Source organism: Ruminococcus sp. 5_1_39BFAA, assembly GCF_964240875.1.
In the GTDB taxonomy this organism is placed as follows: Bacteria; Bacillota; Clostridia; order Lachnospirales; family Lachnospiraceae; genus Blautia_A.
In genome coordinates, this window is the sequence record NZ_CAXSVO010000011.1 from 107174 (window position 1) to 125281 (window position 18108).

Genomic DNA, 18108 nt, shown 5'->3' on the forward strand with positions numbered 1-18108 from the left:
GTCTCCTTTTTAAACATCCAGCTTCAGTTGGATTTCTTCTTCTGCTTCCGCTTTAAAATCTGCAAGCTTTACGGGATCCAGGGATGGAAGCTCCTCAATGCCCTGAACACCAAAGGTGCGCAGAAAGCCTTCTGTGGTACCGAACAAAATCGGACGCCCCGGCGCATCCAGACGCCCCAGTTCCTTGACCAGATCATATTCTACCAGCTTATTTACTGCATGGTCGCATTTTACGCCTCTGATCTTTTCTATCTCAGCCTTTGTTACAGGCTGTTTATATGCAATAATGGAAAGAGTCTCCAGCATGACATCTGTCAGAGCGGGCTTTTTCGGCTGCATCGCGATCCGTATGAGATTTCCGTAATATTCCTTTTTGGTACATAGCTGAAAAGAATCTTCCAGCTCAATGATCTGGATTCCCCTGTCCTCGTCCTGATATCGGTCCATCATATTGCGGATGATTTTTTCCGTTGTATTTTTATCCTGCTCAATGGCTTTAGCAATCTGGGTCAGCTCCACAGAATCTCCCATGGTAAACAGGATTGCCTCAATTGCAGCCTCCAATTTCTTGATTTCCACGAATTTACCTCATTCTATATTGTGATTTTTATGACTCCTCTGCAAATTCCGTAAGGTTTTTCCAGGTTTCCGGATCCGTGACCACATCAATATTGATATCGTCAAAAAGACCTTCCTGTTCCACCCGGATGTGACCCATTTTCATCAGCTCCAGAATGGATAGAAAGGTGACAACCACCTGAGTTTTGGAGCACTGACGCTCCAACAGGTCGCGGAAGCTGAATCTTTTATGGGTTCTGGCAAACTCCTTCATCTGGATCATTTTATCAGAAAGGCTTACTTCCTCTTTTTCGATTTTTCCGAATTTGCTTCGGATAGGGTCGATCCTGTCATCCTGCTTTCGGATAATGGATTTGTAGATAGCGTTCAGCTTTTCCAGCGTCAGTCCGCGCAGCAGCTCCTCCGGGTCTACCGGCTCCCTGTACTGCAAAACCTCCTTTGGAATTGTGGCTTTTTTGTAATAGACACCGCCCGCATCATCCATCTTGTCACGCAGCTCGTATGACATGTATTTGTACATTTTATATTCCAGAAGCTTCTGGACCAGCTCTGCACGGGGATCTTCCTCCTCGCCCTCCTCATTTACTTCTTTTGGAAGGAGCATCCGGCACTTAATATCAAGGAGGGTTGCAGCCATGACCATAAATTCGCTCATGACTCCCAGATCCTCCTCTTCCATGGAATGAAGATATTCCATATACTGATCCGTAATTTCCACTATAGGGATATCATATATATCAATTTTGTTCTTGTCAATAAGATGAAGGAGCAGATCAAGAGGCCCCTCAAATACGTTCAGTTTAACTGAAATTGCCATCAGCAGTCCTCATTTCAATATTCTTTTTCCGGCTTCATATCAATGAGCAGAAGCTCCCTGGGATTGTGAATCCGCACAGGTATGGTGTGCTCACCAAGTCCTGCGCTGACGATCATATGGCTGTCTCCCCTGTGAAAATCGCCGCAGCAGTAAGGCGGAAACAGAAGATACTGCGGACAGGTAAGCCCACAGTGCTCAGAAAACCGCAATATTCCTCCATGGTAATGGCCTGATACTGTCAGATCCGCGCCCCAGGAGAGATAGGTGTCCCCATACTTTGGACTGTGCGCCATGAGGATATTCACCCGTTTCTGATCCGGTTTTCCAATGATCCTTTCCAGTGTTTCCATGGAAAGATTTGGAGAATTGGGTTTATGGAAATATTCCATGGGTAGTTCCAGTCCGTGAATCACAAATTCCGTCTTTCCCAGAGTCTGCACCGCGCTCTCATTATGAAGAATCACAACACCGCCATTTTGCAGACGTTTTTCGTATTCCAGAAAATCCTCATGAAACTCCCCTGTCAGATCCATTTTGAACTCGTGATTGCCCATGGAATAAAAAACCGGATACTTTTTTGCAAGCTTCAGAAGAAGATTTTCTGCCACAGACAGGCTCTCCTTTTGTATCCGCACGATCATATCTCCTGCCGCCAGTATTGCATCCGGACGGCTTTTTTCTATTTGTGCAAGCAGGTCCGCATTTTCCGGTCCGAATTCCAGACCGTGGAGGTCAGCAAGGAGGGCAAAGCGTACCCCCCTTTTGTCTTTTATTTTCGTAGATAGGATTTCATAGGTTCTGGTTTGGAATTTTTTCATAAATCTCCTTTGGCATTTGATTCCAGCAGTTTTCCCCCAATGCCGTTACATCCCGGCCTTGCAAAGCTTTGCGTAAACCCCATTCTTTTCTATAAGCTCTTTATGGGTTCCCTCCTCGGCAATGCCTTCCTCTGTCAGAACGAGGATCCGTCTGGCATTTCGGATGGTGGAAAGGCGATGGGCAATGACAAAGGTGGTCCTGTCCTTCGCAAGAAGCTCCAGAGACTGCTGGACAACCTTTTCACTCTCATTATCCAGCGCAGAGGTTGCCTCGTCAAAGATCAGGATCGGCGGGTTCTTCAAAAAGGCTCTGGCTATGGACAGACGCTGCTTCTGGCCTCCGGAAAGCTTCACACCTCTCTGTCCGATGTCCGTATCATACCCTTCCGGCATTTCCATGATAAACTCATGAGCATTTGCTGCTCTTGCGGCACGGATAACCTCCTCATCGGAAGCCTCCGGTCTGCCGTAACGGATATTCTCCATCACAGATCCGGCAAAAAGATATACATCCTGCTGCACAATCCCGATCTGCTGGCGAAGATCCTTTAATTTGATCTTACGGATATCCTTTCCGTCCAGGTAAATGGTCCCGGACGTCACATCATAAAAACGTGGAATAAGGCTGCAAAGTGTTGTTTTTCCTGCTCCAGAGCTGCCCACCAGAGCTACATACTCTCCCGGCTTTACCTCCAGATTTACATGGGAAAGCACAGTCTCCTGATTCTCCTGGTAATGGAAGGATACATTATCAAAACGGATGTCCCCATCCACATGATCCAGAGAAACAGCGTCTGGTGCATCCTCGATATCCGGCGCAATGGACATCATTTCCAGGAACCGTTCGTAGCCGCTGTAACCGTTCTGGAACTGCTCAGTAAAGTTTACAAGCTTTGTTACAGGCTCCGTAAAGTTGTTGATATACAAAAGAAAGGTTACCAGGTCTGATGCCGAAAGAGTGCCATCTGTGAGGAAAATTGCTCCCGCGATCAGGGACACCACGGTGATCAGTGTGGTAAATGCATCCATTCCCGCATGATATCCAGCCATATACCAGTAGGAACGGCGCTTTGCGGCTACGAAGCGCTCATTGCCTTTTGCAAATTTCTCAATCTCACGCTTTTCGTTTCCAAAAGATTTCACCACACGGATACCGGACAGGCTGTCCTCGATCTGGCTGTTGATATCTGCGATGCGCGCCCTGTTTTCCTTAAAGGCACTTTTCATTTGCTTATTATAGATCAGGGCATAAGTCAGCATGACGATCACGACTGCAAAGCACAGTAGCGCCATTTTATAGTTTATATTTATCAGGATCGCCAGGGCACCGAAAAGCTTGATCACCGATATGATGATATCCTCCGGGCCATGGTGGAGCAATTCGCTGATGTCAAACAGATCGCTGGTGATGCGCGACAGAAGATGCCCTACCTTCTGGTTGTCGTAGAAGGCAAAGGACAGCTTCTGGTAATGGCTGAAAATCTCATTTCGCATATCATGCTCAATATAAGCGCCCATCATATGTCCGTAGTAGGTGATAAAATAACGGCTTCCAAGCTGCACAAGGATCAGCACCAGCATCCCAATGCCGATTTTCAGGATGATTCCCTCTGCCTCGTCTATTGGCATGGAGCCGATGGAATTCATAATATAGCGGACCAGAAGCGGAATGATCAAAGTCACTGCAGCTCCCAGGATCGCAAAAAATAAATCTGCCAGGAAAAGACCTTTATAGGGCTTATAGTAGCCTGTCAGAAGCTTTAGTTTATTTGGGGATTTTTTCTCTTGTCTCATCGCGTTGACCTCTCTGTTTTCATACAGAATGTATTATACCCGTTACTACCCTGTTTGTCAAAATCTTTCAGCGGCTTATAGCAGCACCTCCTGAAAAAGCGCTTTCAGGCAATCCCCGTAGGTGGCTCTTTTTACGCTCTCGCTGAAAAGGATGTTGACTCTTCCAAGCTCCGTCTCTCCGGTATAGTAAATCATCTCTCCAGCTTTTTCGCCTTTCTTTACAGGTGCGTCTGCTTCTTTTGGGATTTTCAGCTTTTTTGTCACATCGGTAACTGTCTTTCCCGTGGTGTCCAGATATTCAAACTGCTTTTCGTATTTCAGCGCCGCACTGTCCTTTACTCCCTTTTTTACTGTCACCTCCGGCAAGGCAGAGGGATTTTCGTCTACATACAAACTGCATTTTGAAAATCCGTAATTCAGCATTGCAGCGGCGTCCTTAAAGCGGACCTTATAATCCGGCGCTGCCATAACTACGGAAATAAGAGTAATGCCGTTTCTGTTTGCAACCGCAGACAGACAGTATTTCGCAAGGCTTGTGCTGCCTGTCTTCAGACCAACACAGCCCTCGTAGCTTCTGAGTAGTTTGTTGGTGTTGGTAAGTCCGAATTCACTGCTTCCCTGGCGGGTCACGTGTGTAATGTTTTCCATCCAGATGGAGGAATATTCCAGGATTTTCGGATATTTTGTGATAAGTTCACGGCTCATGATGGCAATGTCGCGGGCTGAGGTGTAATGATTCTGAGAATCTGTCAGGCCGCAGCAATCTTCAAAATGGGTATTCTCCATCCCAAGTCCCGCTGCCCGCTCATTCATACGCTTCACAAATTCCTGCTCGCTTCCTGCGATATGCTCTGCCATTGCCACGCTGGCATCATTTCCCGAGGCAATTACAATACATTTGATCATAGTTTCCACATCCTGGGTTTCCCCTTCCTCCAAAAATACCTGGGAGCCGCCCATAGATTTTGCATAGGCGCTGGTGGTCACGGTGTCTGTCATCTTCAGCATACCGTTTTCCAGGGCGTCAAAGATCAGGATCAGGGTCATGATCTTGGTGATGCTGGCAGGGCTTCTCCTTGTATCCGCGTCCTTGGAAAAAATGACGGTTCCTGTCTGCGCTTCCATCAAAAGTCCGCTTGGAGCTTCAATCAATGTGCTGTCGTCCGCCGCTTCCTCCGTCTCACCATATGTATAAACTGCCCCGAAATTTCCTGCCAGCAGGCTTAGCGATATCATAAGTACAAAAACTCTTCTTTTCCATTTCCCCCACATATGCTTCTCCTGGTAAATCTGTTCTATTCTATTTTAAAGATGTTGGATGCAAATTATGACGAACTTATTGTTCTAAAAATAATTGACACCTGATGTCCGGTCTGCTACAATGAAATCACACATCTGGGAACACTTCTAAACCGTTCGGTTGTTAATCCCCATATGTAGAAAATAATATGGCGGTTAGCAGAACGGCGGGAAGCAATCCATGAAAGATATATTTCTGCTATCCGCAGCACGAAAGGAGAAATATATCTATGAAACGAAAACTGGAAGAATTAAACCTATTGGACGATTTTCTTTTTGGTTCTGTGCTCACTTATCCTGAGATCGGAGAAAAATTTGTCCGGCTGCTGCTTCAGGTAATCTTCAAAAGGGAATTCGGAAAAATGACCGTGGTGCCGCAGAAGGTATACTACGGAACTGATACAGATAAGCATGGTGCACGCATCGATGTTTATCTGGAGGAAGAAATCCCGGACGGAATCAATGCGGCCTATGATGTGGAGCCGGACCAGAATGATGACGTGGAAAGTAAGGCGGCATTGCCTAAGCGTGTCAGGTTCTACCATGCAAAAATTGATGCCAAAAGCCTGAGATCAGGAGAAAAATACAATTCTCTTAAAAATGTGGTTGTCATCATGATCACACCCTTCGACCCTTTTGACCGGGATCGCATGGTATACACGATCCGCAGAAAATGCGAGGAGGAACCGGACATGCCATACGATGACGGTTCCAGGACTATCTATCTCTACACAAAAGGGACCAAAGGAAATCCCAGTAAGGAATTGCGCCAGTTTCTGCACTACATGGAGGACACCAGACAAGAAAATGCAGTGAATGAGACCCTGCTTGATATCCACCGGATGGTGGAACTGGTAAAGCAGGACGAGGAGGTGTCGCTGGGTTATATGAAGATATTCGAACGCGAAGAAATGCTGGTAAAACAGGGGATTAAACAGGGGCGCGAGGAAGAACAGGTAAATACAGAACGGGAACGTAAACGCGCTGACGTTGCGGAGAAACGTGCTGTTGCTGCAGAAGAACAGGTGAGTGCCGCGAAGAAACGGGCGGCCGCCGCAGAAGAACAGGTGAGTGCCGCGGAGAAACGGGCGGTCACCGCAGAACAAGAGTTGGAACGCCTGAAGCGTGAAATAGAAAAGTTAAAAAAAGGATAATGCTTTGCAGCGGGACTGCCACATTCCCATTTAAGGATACGGCTGTCCCGCTTTTTGAATTAATTGCAGGTATCGGCTTTACCAATATTTCAGTTGCAAATCATAATGAACTTATTGTTCTAAAAGCAATTGACACCTAATGTCCGGTCTGCTACAATGAAATCACACATCTGGGAACACTTCTAAACCGTTCGGTTGTTAATCCCCATATGTAGAAAATAATATGGCGGTTAGCAGAACGGCGGGAAGCAATCCATGAAAGATATATTTCTGCTATCCGCAGCGCGAAAGGAGAAATATATCTATGAAACGAAAACTGGAAGTGATGTTTATCTGGAGGAAGAAATTCTGGACAGAATCAATACAGCCTATGATGTGGAGCCGGATCAGAATGATGACGTGGAAAGTAAGGCGGCATTGCCTAAGCGTGTCAGGTTCTACCATGCAAAAATTGATGCCAAAAGCCTGAGATCAGGAGAAAAATACAATTCTCTTAAAAATGTGGTTGTCATCATGATCACTCCCTTCGACCCTTTTGACCGGGATCGCATGGTATACACGATCCGCAGAAAATGCGAGGAGGAACCGGACATGCCATACGATGACGGTTCCAGGACTATCTATCTCTACACAAAAGGCACCAAAGGAAATCCCAGTAAAGAATTGCGCCAGTTTCTGCACTACATGGAGGACACCAGACAAGAAAATGCAGTGAATGAGACCCTGCGCAGCATCCACCGGATGGTGGAATTGGTAAAGCAGGACGAGGAGGTGTCGCTGGGTTATATGAAGATATTTGAACGCGAAGAAATGCTGGTAAAACAGGGGATTAAACAGGGGCGTGAGGAAGAACAGGCAAACACAGAACGGGAACGCAAACGCGCTGACGCTGCGGAAAAAGAACTGGAACGCGTGAAGCGTGAAATAGAAAAGTTAAAAAAGGGATAATATAGCAACGGGACTGCACATTTTGAAAGAGATGTGACAGTCCCGATTTTTTGATCTTTGATGCTGCATTTATAAAATCTACAAAGCATCTACACGGTCACAACGGACGGTAACCCGGCTCTTGCCGCCATAGGTGCAGGTGAACAGGGTGAGGTCATATTCTCCGGCAGTCATACTTTCAATTGCTGTAGGCTCTAACGTTTCCAGCTCCGCCACCTCGTAACGGGAAACTACATTGTCCATATCCGTAAAAAGTACTGTATCTCCCACTGAGAGCTGGGTCAATGTTCCAAAGTGTCTGGCATAATTATGGGCCGCAATCACAAGATCATCTGTTTTTGTAGAGCCTGCATATCGGCAGGGTGCGATTTTCAGCCGGGTGTAATCCCACTCTGACATAACAGGCAGCTCCAAACCAAGCGATGGTACTGACAGATACCCAATATAATAATAGCCGTCAATCTCTACCTCAGTCATAGCTGGATCAAAAGGATTGGGGATCCCAGATGTAGGTATCTCCAACGCAGGTATCTCCAACAATTCGTGCAGCTGCGGCATTATTTCATCCACAGCGCGCTCCGCCTGTTCTGCCTCCCTCTGATTTCCAACATAAAGGGACAGTGCAGCAAGCACCAGCACCGTCCCCATAACCATACAAAATGTACCGATTTTATTTCTCATCGTCGTTCCTTTTTCCATATCTCAATAACCAGCCCACAGAAAACATCCCCAGCCCCAGTACCGCAAGTACGGGAATCGGCCAGTTTAATTGTCCTGTCTGAGGCAGCTTCGTATCCGATGAACCAGGTTCCGGAGCCACCGTAGGCGTCAATTCCCTATCCGGCTTCGTCGTCACCGTAGGGGATGTCAGTTCTACCTTCGGGTCAGCCTGGACATCATAAACATACTCATTCTTTTCCAGCATGGGTAAGCTCACAAGGAAGGGCATAGCATTGTTATAGCCTTCAGCGGCTTTCGTCTGCACCAACAGATACAGCCCCGGCTCCAACTCTTTGAACTCAACCGTACCATCCCCGGCTATCTTTTGCGTGTTACCTTTCAGCTTTGATTTCGCAGCATAATCCGACAGTTTTTTTGCCAGCTCAGCGGACTGGATATCTTGCAGGCTGATGCCGCAGTCTGCGAAATCTCCGGTCAACATAAAGTCATAGTTTCCATTGCTCTCCCGCACGTTGCCTACCCGGTATAATGCCATTGAGCCACCCTCTTCAACTGTTTTACCATATGGCATAGTAATTTTTATACTGCCTTTCCGCGACAGATCCAGTGCCGGATACGCATATGCAGTAAGGCAGAAAGTGCACAGCAACAGTAATGCCGTAAAAATTGTAAACAGGCGTCTTTGCCTCAACATACAGTTTTCCTCCTATTTTTTCTTTCGGGTAGCCACCAGCAAAGCAATCAGCAGCAATAACAATAACGGAATAGCTACCAGAGGTGCCACCACGACTGGCTCTATCTGGATCGCGTCTGCCGTAACCCGGATGCTCTGTGACTCTGCCTGGTTTTCTACCCTGTGTCCACGCACAAGCAGCCGATGAGTGTTGATTCCGTAAGGGGTGCAGGTGACTAATGTACAATAATCCTGCTCCGGGTCGATCTCCAGAGCTGACAGCTCGTCCGGCTCCACGATAAGTGTCTGATCCACCTCATAGGTCAGGGTCTCATCCAACACACTGAGCACAAAGGTATCACCATTACTCAGCTTATCTAAATCCGTAAACAGCTTGGCGCTGGGCAGACCACGATGGCCGGAAATAACACAGTGGGTACCAGTTCCTCCGGTTGGCAGGGAGCTTCCCTCGATGTGCCCTACCGCAATCTGCAAGACTGCTTCTTCCGTACCGTGATATATAGGCAGGGAGCAGTCGATCGACGGAATTTCAATGTAGCCGATGATGCCATTTTCTGTGATATTCAGAAGCGACTCCTTCTGCTCCTCCTCGGTAAGTATAAAGCGATTGGGCTTTTCCAGCAAAGTCTCATTATAGCTCCGGGCAGCCTGCCAAAGCTCCCCGTAAGCATCGTTATCCAGTACCGCCACTTGCTCAGCGTATTCAGCAATGGCACGTGACTGATGCAGAGAATTCCAATAGTCGCTGACCGTAGGATACAGCAGCAAAGACAAGCCTACAAGGAATACCAGTATTAAAATTATAGTAGAAAGGCTCTTTCGCATATAGGGTTCTCCTTGCTGTTGTATCCGGGGCGGCTATTTGCCGCCCCGATAATTGGTTTTGTAATTTGTAAAATGGTTATTCTTCACTCTTCATGCGGCGTTTTGCTACGAGCAGAACCCCGGCTCCAACCACCAGTATTCCGCCAATGATGTAGAATATGGTTGTACCGATACCACCAGTGGAGGGAAGTTCAAGCCCGGTCCGGTTCAGAACCTTAACCTCATCTACTTTTTCATTCTCAATTTTGGTGACTCCGTTTTCGTCAATTACAACAGTAATTGGGCCAGCCAGCTTATTATAACCATTGGGAGCTTCTATTTCGGTCAGGTAGTAGGTATCAGAGTCTAATCCCTCAATGGTGAATTTACCAGTAGCATCTGTTGTGATTTCCGTAACCTTAACAAACAACCCATCCTTCTTCTCATCACTCGTAGCAACACGGTACGCATTATTCCCTTTAGCTATCAGCGCTATCGGATCGGTGCCATCCGTCTTCTTGCTCAGCGTAAATTTAGCACCTGCCAGTGGTGTGGGCTCAGGCGTTGGAGTAGAAACTTCTGTTCCAGAGCCTTCACCAGGTGTGGTTTCATTATTACTGGTCACAGTGTACTTGTAAATATCCACACCCCAAGTATAAGTCTTGGTTTCGCTTGGCGGTGTAGTCTGGGTATTAGTCGTATCGCCGTAGCTCACCTTACTCATGTTCGTGTTTCCATCACCTGCAACCACAGCATTCTCGTTAAGTATAGCAGAGTAAGAAATCACAATCTCGTCATTATCTTTCAATCCATCGCAGAAATCCTGCGTGAAAACAACATGGAAGCTACAAGGATCAACATTTTCAAGCCCATCTTTTTGTAACTTGTAGGAGTCAGCCCCCACATTAACTCTATTCAAAGTTACAGACACTGTACCATTGAAAGTCAAACCAGGAGACATCTTATCGTGAAATACATAGTTTTCGGCTCCAGCCTGAGCGGTGATTGTGCTCTTGAAAGTTACTGTTTGTCCGATATCAGCGTCATTTTTTTCGCTGTACTGTCCAGTAGAATCCTCCTCAACCGTTTTCACGTTAACAGGAACTTCATTCTTCTCTTCCATCACTACGTTTGGATTAGTCGTGCCCAGAGAGCACAAAGTACCCAAAGTTGTATCAACCAAATAATATCCCAGCTTCAGATTCTTAAAGGAAACACTAGAATATGTTTTACCCTCTTCAGCAGCAGATGCAGTCTCAGTCTTGTCAGGAGTTATATTACTATCAGCCGCATGAGCCTGCGCTGCTTTTGCAAAATCTGCAGCGTCAGCATCTCCAACCCATGTCACATAACCCTGTTCATCAATCTTGACATATGATGTCTGAGTTTTCAGCCATTCTTTCCATGCATTGTTTGCCTTATAGGCATATGCGTTGTTTGCCGCATCGTAACTCTCCAGATACAAAATCTGATAAACATTGTAAGTCTGACCCGGGACTGCGTCATTGATGGTAATAGAACCTTCTGACAACGTTCCTTCCTGCTCCGCAAACGTCGGAATCGCCATAGCGAAAGCCATGACCAAGGCAAGTAAAACACATATGAATCTTTTAATATTTTTCATGTACTTTTCTTTCCTTTCTTTTAATTTTAATAGTTTCACGAGCAATAATCAGAGGGCATCACATTCCCCCTTTCTGCGCCGATGAAATATATACATCAGTGGGCCTGCCATTAAGGCAATTCCGCAAATTGTATACAACAAAGTACCTGAACCACCTGTAGAAGGCAACTCGTAGCCTGAGCTGTTGGGAATCGTCAGAATCAAGGAATTACCACTAATTGTGATTCCCGTGTTGCCGTAATCCTTTTCGACCAGCTTACCATCTTTCACGGTAACAGTGATCGGACTTGTAAGCGGATAATAACCAGCAGGAGCCGACAGTTCCTTGAGAAAATACGTACCGTCTTCGATTTGATAAAGACTGAACTTTCCGTAGCTGTCCGTAGTCAGTCCATAATCCTCTTCGGTTTTTCCGTCTGACAGTTTATTCCAGCTTGTCTCACCAGTGTTTGAGCTGCTTCCATCTGGTGAATCCTCTGTATAGGAGTAGTACCAATTTTCATTAGCAGAATCCATTTTATAGAGCACAAACTTCGCTCCGGAAAGGCTGACATTACGGTTCGTGCTGTCCACTTTATGGATCGTCAGGTCTGAGAGATAAGTGTTTGTATAATCCACAGTAGAGGTAGTGTCCACATCTCCATTTTCATCTACCTTCCAATACAGAGTACCCTTAACCTCATTTTGAGCAAATGTCATATTGCCAGTGCCAGCCCCAACGGAAACCTTTCCCCGGTCACGGACTGCTGAGATAATATAATCTGCTTGGTCTCCCGCTTCTTCCGTGATGGTATATCTTGTTCCGGCTGGAAGGTTTTCAATCACGACAATCTGATGAGCCTTCAGACTTATAGAATCACCGCTTTGAACCGTCCCGGAAATTGCATTCCCATCCTCATCTGTTACTGGAGCACCCTTTGATATGCTAGTCGTTCCATCATCAGCGGTATCCGCTGTTATGCTGTAAATCTTATAGGAATAAGAACCTGTCAGCGGCGTACCTCCTGCATTTTCCAGAACTACTTTAAATCTATAGCTGTCTCCGCTGTCAACCGATGCATTCTTTACGATTTTGCTGATTTCGAGATCACCCTCCATCTTCTTGTCTGTCACTCTGATATAGGTGGATCTTGAGAACAGATGGGCAATTTCCTGGGGCGAACCGTCATCATTTACCAGTTTTGTATAATTGGCGTTTCCGCTGGCTCTCACCCCATAATCATAATCCTGGTACAGCTCGTAATAAGTCCAGCCTGCCGTAGTATAAAGTCTGCGTCTGACCGATCTGACGTCCGTATATCTGTTCACATTTATTGTATAGTTAAAAAATGCGTTGCTGCTATCCGGAGCATATTCCAGGTAAGTCGTGAGGGCTTTCCCTGACTCGGTATTGGGGACTGTTTCTCCGGTATCATTTTCCTTCAGATAATTCCAGGTTTTCCAATCCTTGTTTTCATATGCTGAGAAAGTCGAGATGGCATCTGGGTTGGAAATACGCATTCTCTCGTATACCCACCTTAAAGTATTATCAATGTCACCATCAGAGGCAAATTTACTCATAGTCGTTACCAGGTAGCCGGGACCGCGGGCAACCGTTATGCCGTCCTCCTCGGTACCTGCATTTGCATAAACGGCGTCCTCCGCCACCAGTACCATGACCTCTGTGGGATTTAGCAGGTATCCCGTAGGGACCGCTATCTCCCGCATATAATATGTACCGTTATGGATCCCGCTAAATGTGGCGGTTCCATCCTCATGAGATGGGTTAAGGGCAGAGCCGGCATCCAGTGTAGTGGCAATTTCATATGGATTGATCGTATAAAACCTCGTGGTTCCTCCATCATTCGCCGCACTGCTCACAGTGATCACTCCTGTATCGGAATCCACGACATAAACATACTCAGCAGTGTCGTTTTCCAATACAGCCTTCCCTCTGTTATCTCCGTCCGTATCCTGCTGCAGTTGAATTAAAGTTTTGTTATCCGTAGCTTTGTAGTAAATTTCCCCTTTTTTCTCCTCTTTCTCCTTAACCTCATACAGTGCAAATTTCGCACCATTGACCATCTCGCCGTCCTCATTAAGCTTTTGGGCAAAAAGCCGATTAATGAGATTCGGCACTTCAATGGTTGCACCAAATACACGGTCGAAGGGATAAGTTACGTCATCGGCTTCCACTCGAATAGTATTTTGACTGTTTGCCCCGTCCAGGCTGTTTGCCGAAGTCCAATAGTAGGCAATGGTGTACTGTGTATTGCCTTTATGATCGTTATCCAGCATATAGTAATAATTCCGGACATCTCCGGGCAAGTTCTTCATTTCAAGCTGCATCGCGCCGCTGGCGGAAAGTGAGAAGCACACATTCCCGTAATAGCTTGCCAGCTTTGCCACCTCTATTGCCGTCCCAATAAAATCTCCTCCCGGATCGACAACTGTGTATCCCTTCTGGTCGCTTCCGTATAACGGCGACCAATTGGACTGTTTCGTAAGCCCCTCAGTTCCGTTTCCCATATACTTGAGCACCACTGCAAACAAAGTGCCGTTGCTGTCTGAATTGCTTCCCAGGTCATAGTAGGGGATATCTTCCCCCTTTACATTTTTCAGAGTACCGGGTGCCGCCACCTGCAGGTTTGAGGATGCCCACACACCTGAGTCGTATGTATTTTCACACAGAAGCAGTCCGTTTTCTATGTACAGATGTATTTCATCAGAAACAATGCTGTAATTCTCAGGCGCTTCCGTTTCCTTTAATACAAAATGATTCCCAAACATTCTCTTCAACTCACTCAGAGAATAAGGCATTCCATCGTCATCTTTAAAAACCATTTCACCCTTTGCATCTGTCACGCCTTCATATTCCGGCTTACTTTCAGCATCATAATTATAGTTTTCATCAGCCTTATAAACAGCAAACTTTGCACCCTCTACAGAAACACCGTACTGATTCACTTTATAGATGGCAGTAAGCGGAATCTCTGTCAGATTGTACTGCAAATAGAGATTTGAGTCCGTGTTGCCCCGTTCCAAATAGAAGAACTTCAGAGTGTGATAGGTATTATCGGAAAAGGTATTGCCGTTCCATTCACCCGCTGCTTGCGCAGCGTCAAACTGGTCTTTTAAGGTCGTGACTTTTTCATAAGCGGTGTTGGCATTAATTATTACTTCACCAGTGGCAAAATCGATGGAAACACTGGACCGGTCATGAATACCTCCCAAATCCGCCACCAATACATCATCAATAAAAATCCACACATCATCGTCGCCTGCGAAGTTAAAAACTGTATCCGCGGAACGGCTTGATGTGGTATGTCCGCCGTACTGCTGTACAAAACGGGTCGTGAGCGTAAGCCCAAGATAGTGATTGATCTTACTATTCTTGGAGGATACGTTTACCACCTCATCCATGGAGTTAAAGGGGAAGAACTGTCCATCCGGACTCGTTCCGCTCTTAGTGACTCCCCATGTGTCATATAGGGTAAAGCTGTTTACAGCTTCGTTGTATTCTGCAAAATTTTCCGCACTGTTGTAATAATAATACCCCTGACTATCCACCTGGAGAAGCCCGCTGACATTGCGATGACTTTCTCTAAACGCGTTTTCTGTTCTCGGGTCAAAAAGATAATTTAAGGATTTCCCTCCGCCAACTGCTAGGACAGGGTAGCCGTCGCTCAGCGTTTTGTTCACAATATTCTGGTATACGCCTGCATTTCCCGTCCACTCGTTATATCCACCAGCCTTTTGCTCACAGATGAATTTCAGGTTATGCCCCTTATTTATGCCTGCATTCAGATCAGACGCCTTATTATCAGGATCATTCTTCTCAGTAACCCAGTAATCAAACAAGTTGATGACAGAACTTGGATGGTTGGCTGTGGTTCTCACCACGTCATAATTTCTTCTGCACAGTGTATGCCACTCGTTATCCTTTGAATCATTCCAGCTTCCGAATCCCTGATTCGCATTGCCGTCAAACAGATTTACTGCCATTCCGTCAGAGTTAGTCAGACGAACCATGCCGGAATAGTTTCCAGTTCCCGGGGTTACAGTAATAGGTTGTGGAGTATTACTTAGGATAACCGGATCATTATTCTTTTTGCCAATAGTCAGATATTTTTTCTCTTCCGTGGCATCGGTTCCCGTCACTGTAGAAATATAGTATGTCCCATTCTCCTGTTTTTCAAATTGCCATAACGTGGCATCGTTATTCAGTACCGTGTATGCACCATTTGCCTCCTGTCTCACTGTAACAGACAGACCTGCGCGGTTTGCGCTTTCATTGCCGTCTATACCACTGCCCTGCATGGCAATACCAGTAGAATTGGTACCTTTTTTATTGACAATAACCCACGAGCCGGAGAAATCAATGGTCTCTGTGCTGTCGCAAAGGTAAAACCTGGAATAGCTGCCGTCACCATTAAAGCACCAGAACTTTTTCGAGCCATTGTCCAGATTTATGCAGCTTAAGCCGTTTTTCATTATCACACTGCCATCCTCCATCACCACGACAGTGATGGGTGAAGCATTGTTAACCTCCTCCGTTAAAGTAAGAGAACCTCTCCCGTCATTTAAATCTTGATATGATTGTTCACACAGGCGCAAGTATTGTTCCTCTTGCCCTCCTTCAAATGTTTGGATAGTGGTGGAAATAATGTAAGTTCCGTTTTCCTGCCTGTGAAACGTCCATTTTGTCACATCGCCAGTTACCTGATAGCCAGTGCCGTTTTTCACCACTGCTGCCCCCTGGGATTCCAGACCTTTCACATTGTTAACAGTGCCCTCGGAAGCCGTCAGCGCATAATCACCGTTTGCCCTGTTTATGATAGCGAAAGTCTTATTATCCAAATTATCCGCATTTTTCGCGTAGGTCAGAGTAACCGTATAAGCCTTTTCATTCCAGGACAAGTATTTATCACTTGCCAGGGGTTCACTGGTATAGAATCTAAAACCGCTGAATGTTCCATAGCCGTCAGGATATCCTTCCACCGCTGCAGAATAAACCGGCTCAGCCCATATTTTCGAACCATTGTCCGTTTTAACTTTTGTAGCGCCAATATAGGTATACCCATCCACTGCAGGCGCAACATTATAAACAACCGTGCCGGACTCTGCTGTAGAGCTGCTATTACTTCCGAAAATATATCTGGCAGCGCCCTGCGCAATGATGTTATTCTGTGTATAGTCTCCGGGAATGGTCTTTCCATTGAAATCCACCAGCTTAAAGGTAATGGTGTAGTCATTATATTTTAGTGTGAAGGTTCCCTCCTCTGCCGGCTCCGCAGTCTCCTCCTCCGCCAGTGTCATGATCGCGAACACGGAAAAGCCCTCTGTCTGGAAAGTCAGTTCATTGATTCCGTTATCATCTGCGCCCATTACACTTTCCAGCAGCTCCGGCTCATCATTATCCGCCTTGTAGTGGAGCACATTTACTTCGTACGCGTCTGCCAGAAATCCGGTCTTATAGTGCAGTGTGACAGTGGCGTTATCCGTTACCGGAATATATTCCCCATCCTGTGTATAAAAACTGATATCGTAGAAATCAATCTGTGCTGCCTGTCTGCCTACAACTTCCTCCGTCTGCTCTTTGAGCAGTTCATAATCATAACCTTCGGTCACATCAGTGACAGCCCGAACCGTCAGCTCCGCGTCTGCGGGAAGCTCATCCTGATTCTCCAAAATCACCTCAGCTGTAACTGTGTCGCCCTCGAAAAAATACCGATTATCTTTCTTCGCTATATCATCGGAGTTCTCATCCGCTTTGTCTATATCCTCTTTCTCTTCATCTTCAGGGCTTCCATCGGCTCCGTCTATATCCTCTTTCTCTTCATCAGCAGAGCTGTCATCGGCTCCGTCTATATCCTCTTTCTCTTCATCAGCAGAGCTATCATCCGCTCCGTCTACGTCCTCTGTTGCTTCATTATCAGAGCTGCCATCCGCTCCATTTGTGTCTTTTTCCGGTTCCGATGATGCGTATGGGCAGTCCAGTATCCTTTCCTCAGACGCCTCCGTGATATGAAGGCATTCTTCCGTATGCTGGTGTTCTAATACTTCCAATTGGCCACATATCCGCTCACCTTCATCGTTATAGCAGGTATCACAATGTGTATGGAGCACGATCTCTTTCATACCGCAGACAGGCTCTGCTTCTGCATCAGAAAAAAATGCTGTCACTTCCGGATGTCCCTCTTCCAATCCGCAGGTAAGCGCTTTGCCCTGCCCATAACAGGCATCCGTATGCTGATGTCCTTCCGATTCCTCAAAGGGGCAGATCAACTGGGACACCGTCTTATAGCAGTTCTCATTGTGGATATGCTCTTCTGATTCCTCCTGCCCACACACAAGCTCGTCCATTTCCATATAGCAGTTTTCGTCATGGGAGTGGCCCGCGCTCTCCTCCAGTCCGCAGAGCAATCCTCCGTCACTGACCGTGTAACAGGCATCCGTATGTATGTGGCCCATCTCTGTGTCATTCCCATCTCCAAAAGACCAGCAATCCTCTGTATGAGTATGCGCTTTAATCTCCGGAAGCGTGCAGACCAGATTTCCATCTGCATCGTAGCATAAGCTGTCATGTGTATGTACTACGAAATCCGCATAGCCGCAGATCAGCTTTTTTTCCGCATCATAACAATCCTCCGTATGGGTATGAATCTCCAGCGGGCAGACCAGTTCGGTCTTTGCATCGGTTTTTATGATCTGATAGCATTCGTCTGTATGGACATGCCCATCCGGCTCAAATTCAGAAGTTTCCATTGTAATGGCAGGTAAAATAAGCGCGTATGTGGTACAGAATACTACAACACACGCAAGGCACATCACCATCCGCATCCAAAGTCTGCGGCGGCGTATCTCTGCCACATATCCTTTTGTCCTTGAAATCAGATTTTTCACGGCAATCCTCC

Annotated in this window: 12 protein-coding genes; 2 read left to right on the forward strand and 10 right to left on the reverse strand. The window is 46.3% G+C overall.

Annotated features, from left to right (window positions below):
• Window positions 1–9: 9 nt before the first annotated feature.
• From scpB to ACESZH_RS13190, 5 genes are all read right to left on the reverse strand, one after another.
• Window positions 10–579, reverse strand: a complete 570-nt coding sequence (gene scpB / locus ACESZH_RS13170; protein ID WP_373216784.1) for an SMC-Scp complex subunit ScpB — start codon at window positions 577–579, stop codon at window positions 10–12.
• A gap of 28 nt (window positions 580–607) precedes the next feature.
• Window positions 608–1396 (reverse strand): ScpA family protein, encoded by a 789-nt coding sequence (locus ACESZH_RS13175; protein ID WP_373216782.1) that lies wholly within the window; start codon window positions 1394–1396, stop codon window positions 608–610.
• Between the two features lie 14 nt (window positions 1397–1410).
• Complete coding sequence (locus tag ACESZH_RS13180) at window positions 1411–2214, reverse strand: metallophosphoesterase (RefSeq protein ID WP_373216781.1); 804 nt, start codon at window positions 2212–2214, stop codon at window positions 1411–1413.
• A gap of 45 nt (window positions 2215–2259) precedes the next feature.
• Window positions 2260–4008, reverse strand: coding sequence for an ABC transporter ATP-binding protein (locus tag ACESZH_RS13185; RefSeq protein ID WP_373216779.1), 1749 nt, complete (start codon window positions 4006–4008; stop codon window positions 2260–2262).
• Between the two features lie 75 nt (window positions 4009–4083).
• The gene (locus ACESZH_RS13190) at window positions 4084–5280 is read right to left on the reverse strand and encodes a D-alanyl-D-alanine carboxypeptidase family protein (protein ID WP_373216777.1); all 1197 of its coding nucleotides are present in this window, start codon (window positions 5278–5280) and stop codon (window positions 4084–4086) included.
• A gap of 257 nt (window positions 5281–5537) precedes the next feature.
• Here ACESZH_RS13190 and ACESZH_RS13195 point away from each other — a divergent pair, with 257 nt between their 5' ends.
• Both ACESZH_RS13195 and ACESZH_RS13200 read left to right on the forward strand, forming a co-directional pair.
• Window positions 5538–6461 (forward strand): Rpn family recombination-promoting nuclease/putative transposase, encoded by a 924-nt coding sequence (locus tag ACESZH_RS13195; RefSeq protein ID WP_373216775.1) that lies wholly within the window; start codon window positions 5538–5540, stop codon window positions 6459–6461.
• A 255-nt stretch (window positions 6462–6716) separates the two neighbouring features.
• On the forward strand, window positions 6717–7409 hold the full coding sequence (locus ACESZH_RS13200) for an Rpn family recombination-promoting nuclease/putative transposase (RefSeq protein WP_373216773.1): 693 nt from the start codon (window positions 6717–6719) through the stop codon (window positions 7407–7409).
• A 78-nt stretch (window positions 7410–7487) separates the two neighbouring features.
• On the opposite strand, the gene ACESZH_RS13205 is transcribed toward ACESZH_RS13200, so the two are convergent.
• The 5 genes from ACESZH_RS13205 to ACESZH_RS13225 all read right to left on the reverse strand — a co-directional run bounded on the left by ACESZH_RS13205 (window position 7488) and on the right by ACESZH_RS13225 (window position 18097).
• The gene (locus ACESZH_RS13205) at window positions 7488–8090 is read right to left on the reverse strand and encodes a sortase (RefSeq protein ID WP_373216772.1); all 603 of its coding nucleotides are present in this window, start codon (window positions 8088–8090) and stop codon (window positions 7488–7490) included.
• Complete coding sequence (locus tag ACESZH_RS13210) at window positions 8080–8625, reverse strand: pilin N-terminal domain-containing protein (RefSeq protein ID WP_373216770.1); 546 nt, start codon at window positions 8623–8625, stop codon at window positions 8080–8082. The genes ACESZH_RS13205 and ACESZH_RS13210 overlap by 11 nt, the downstream gene beginning before the upstream one ends.
• A 171-nt stretch (window positions 8626–8796) precedes the next feature.
• A complete protein-coding gene (locus ACESZH_RS13215) occupies window positions 8797–9609 on the reverse strand; it encodes a class C sortase (RefSeq protein WP_373216769.1) in 813 nt (270 codons plus the stop codon).
• 76 nt (window positions 9610–9685) lie between these two features.
• The gene (locus ACESZH_RS13220) at window positions 9686–11212 is read right to left on the reverse strand and encodes an isopeptide-forming domain-containing fimbrial protein (RefSeq protein ID WP_373216767.1); all 1527 of its coding nucleotides are present in this window, start codon (window positions 11210–11212) and stop codon (window positions 9686–9688) included.
• 48 nt (window positions 11213–11260) lie between these two features.
• Window positions 11261–18097 carry a SpaA isopeptide-forming pilin-related protein gene (locus tag ACESZH_RS13225; RefSeq protein WP_373216766.1) on the reverse strand — a complete coding sequence of 2279 codons (6837 nt, stop codon included), beginning with the start codon at window positions 18095–18097 and terminating at the stop codon, window positions 11261–11263.
• Between the last annotated feature and the right edge of the window lie 11 nt (window positions 18098–18108).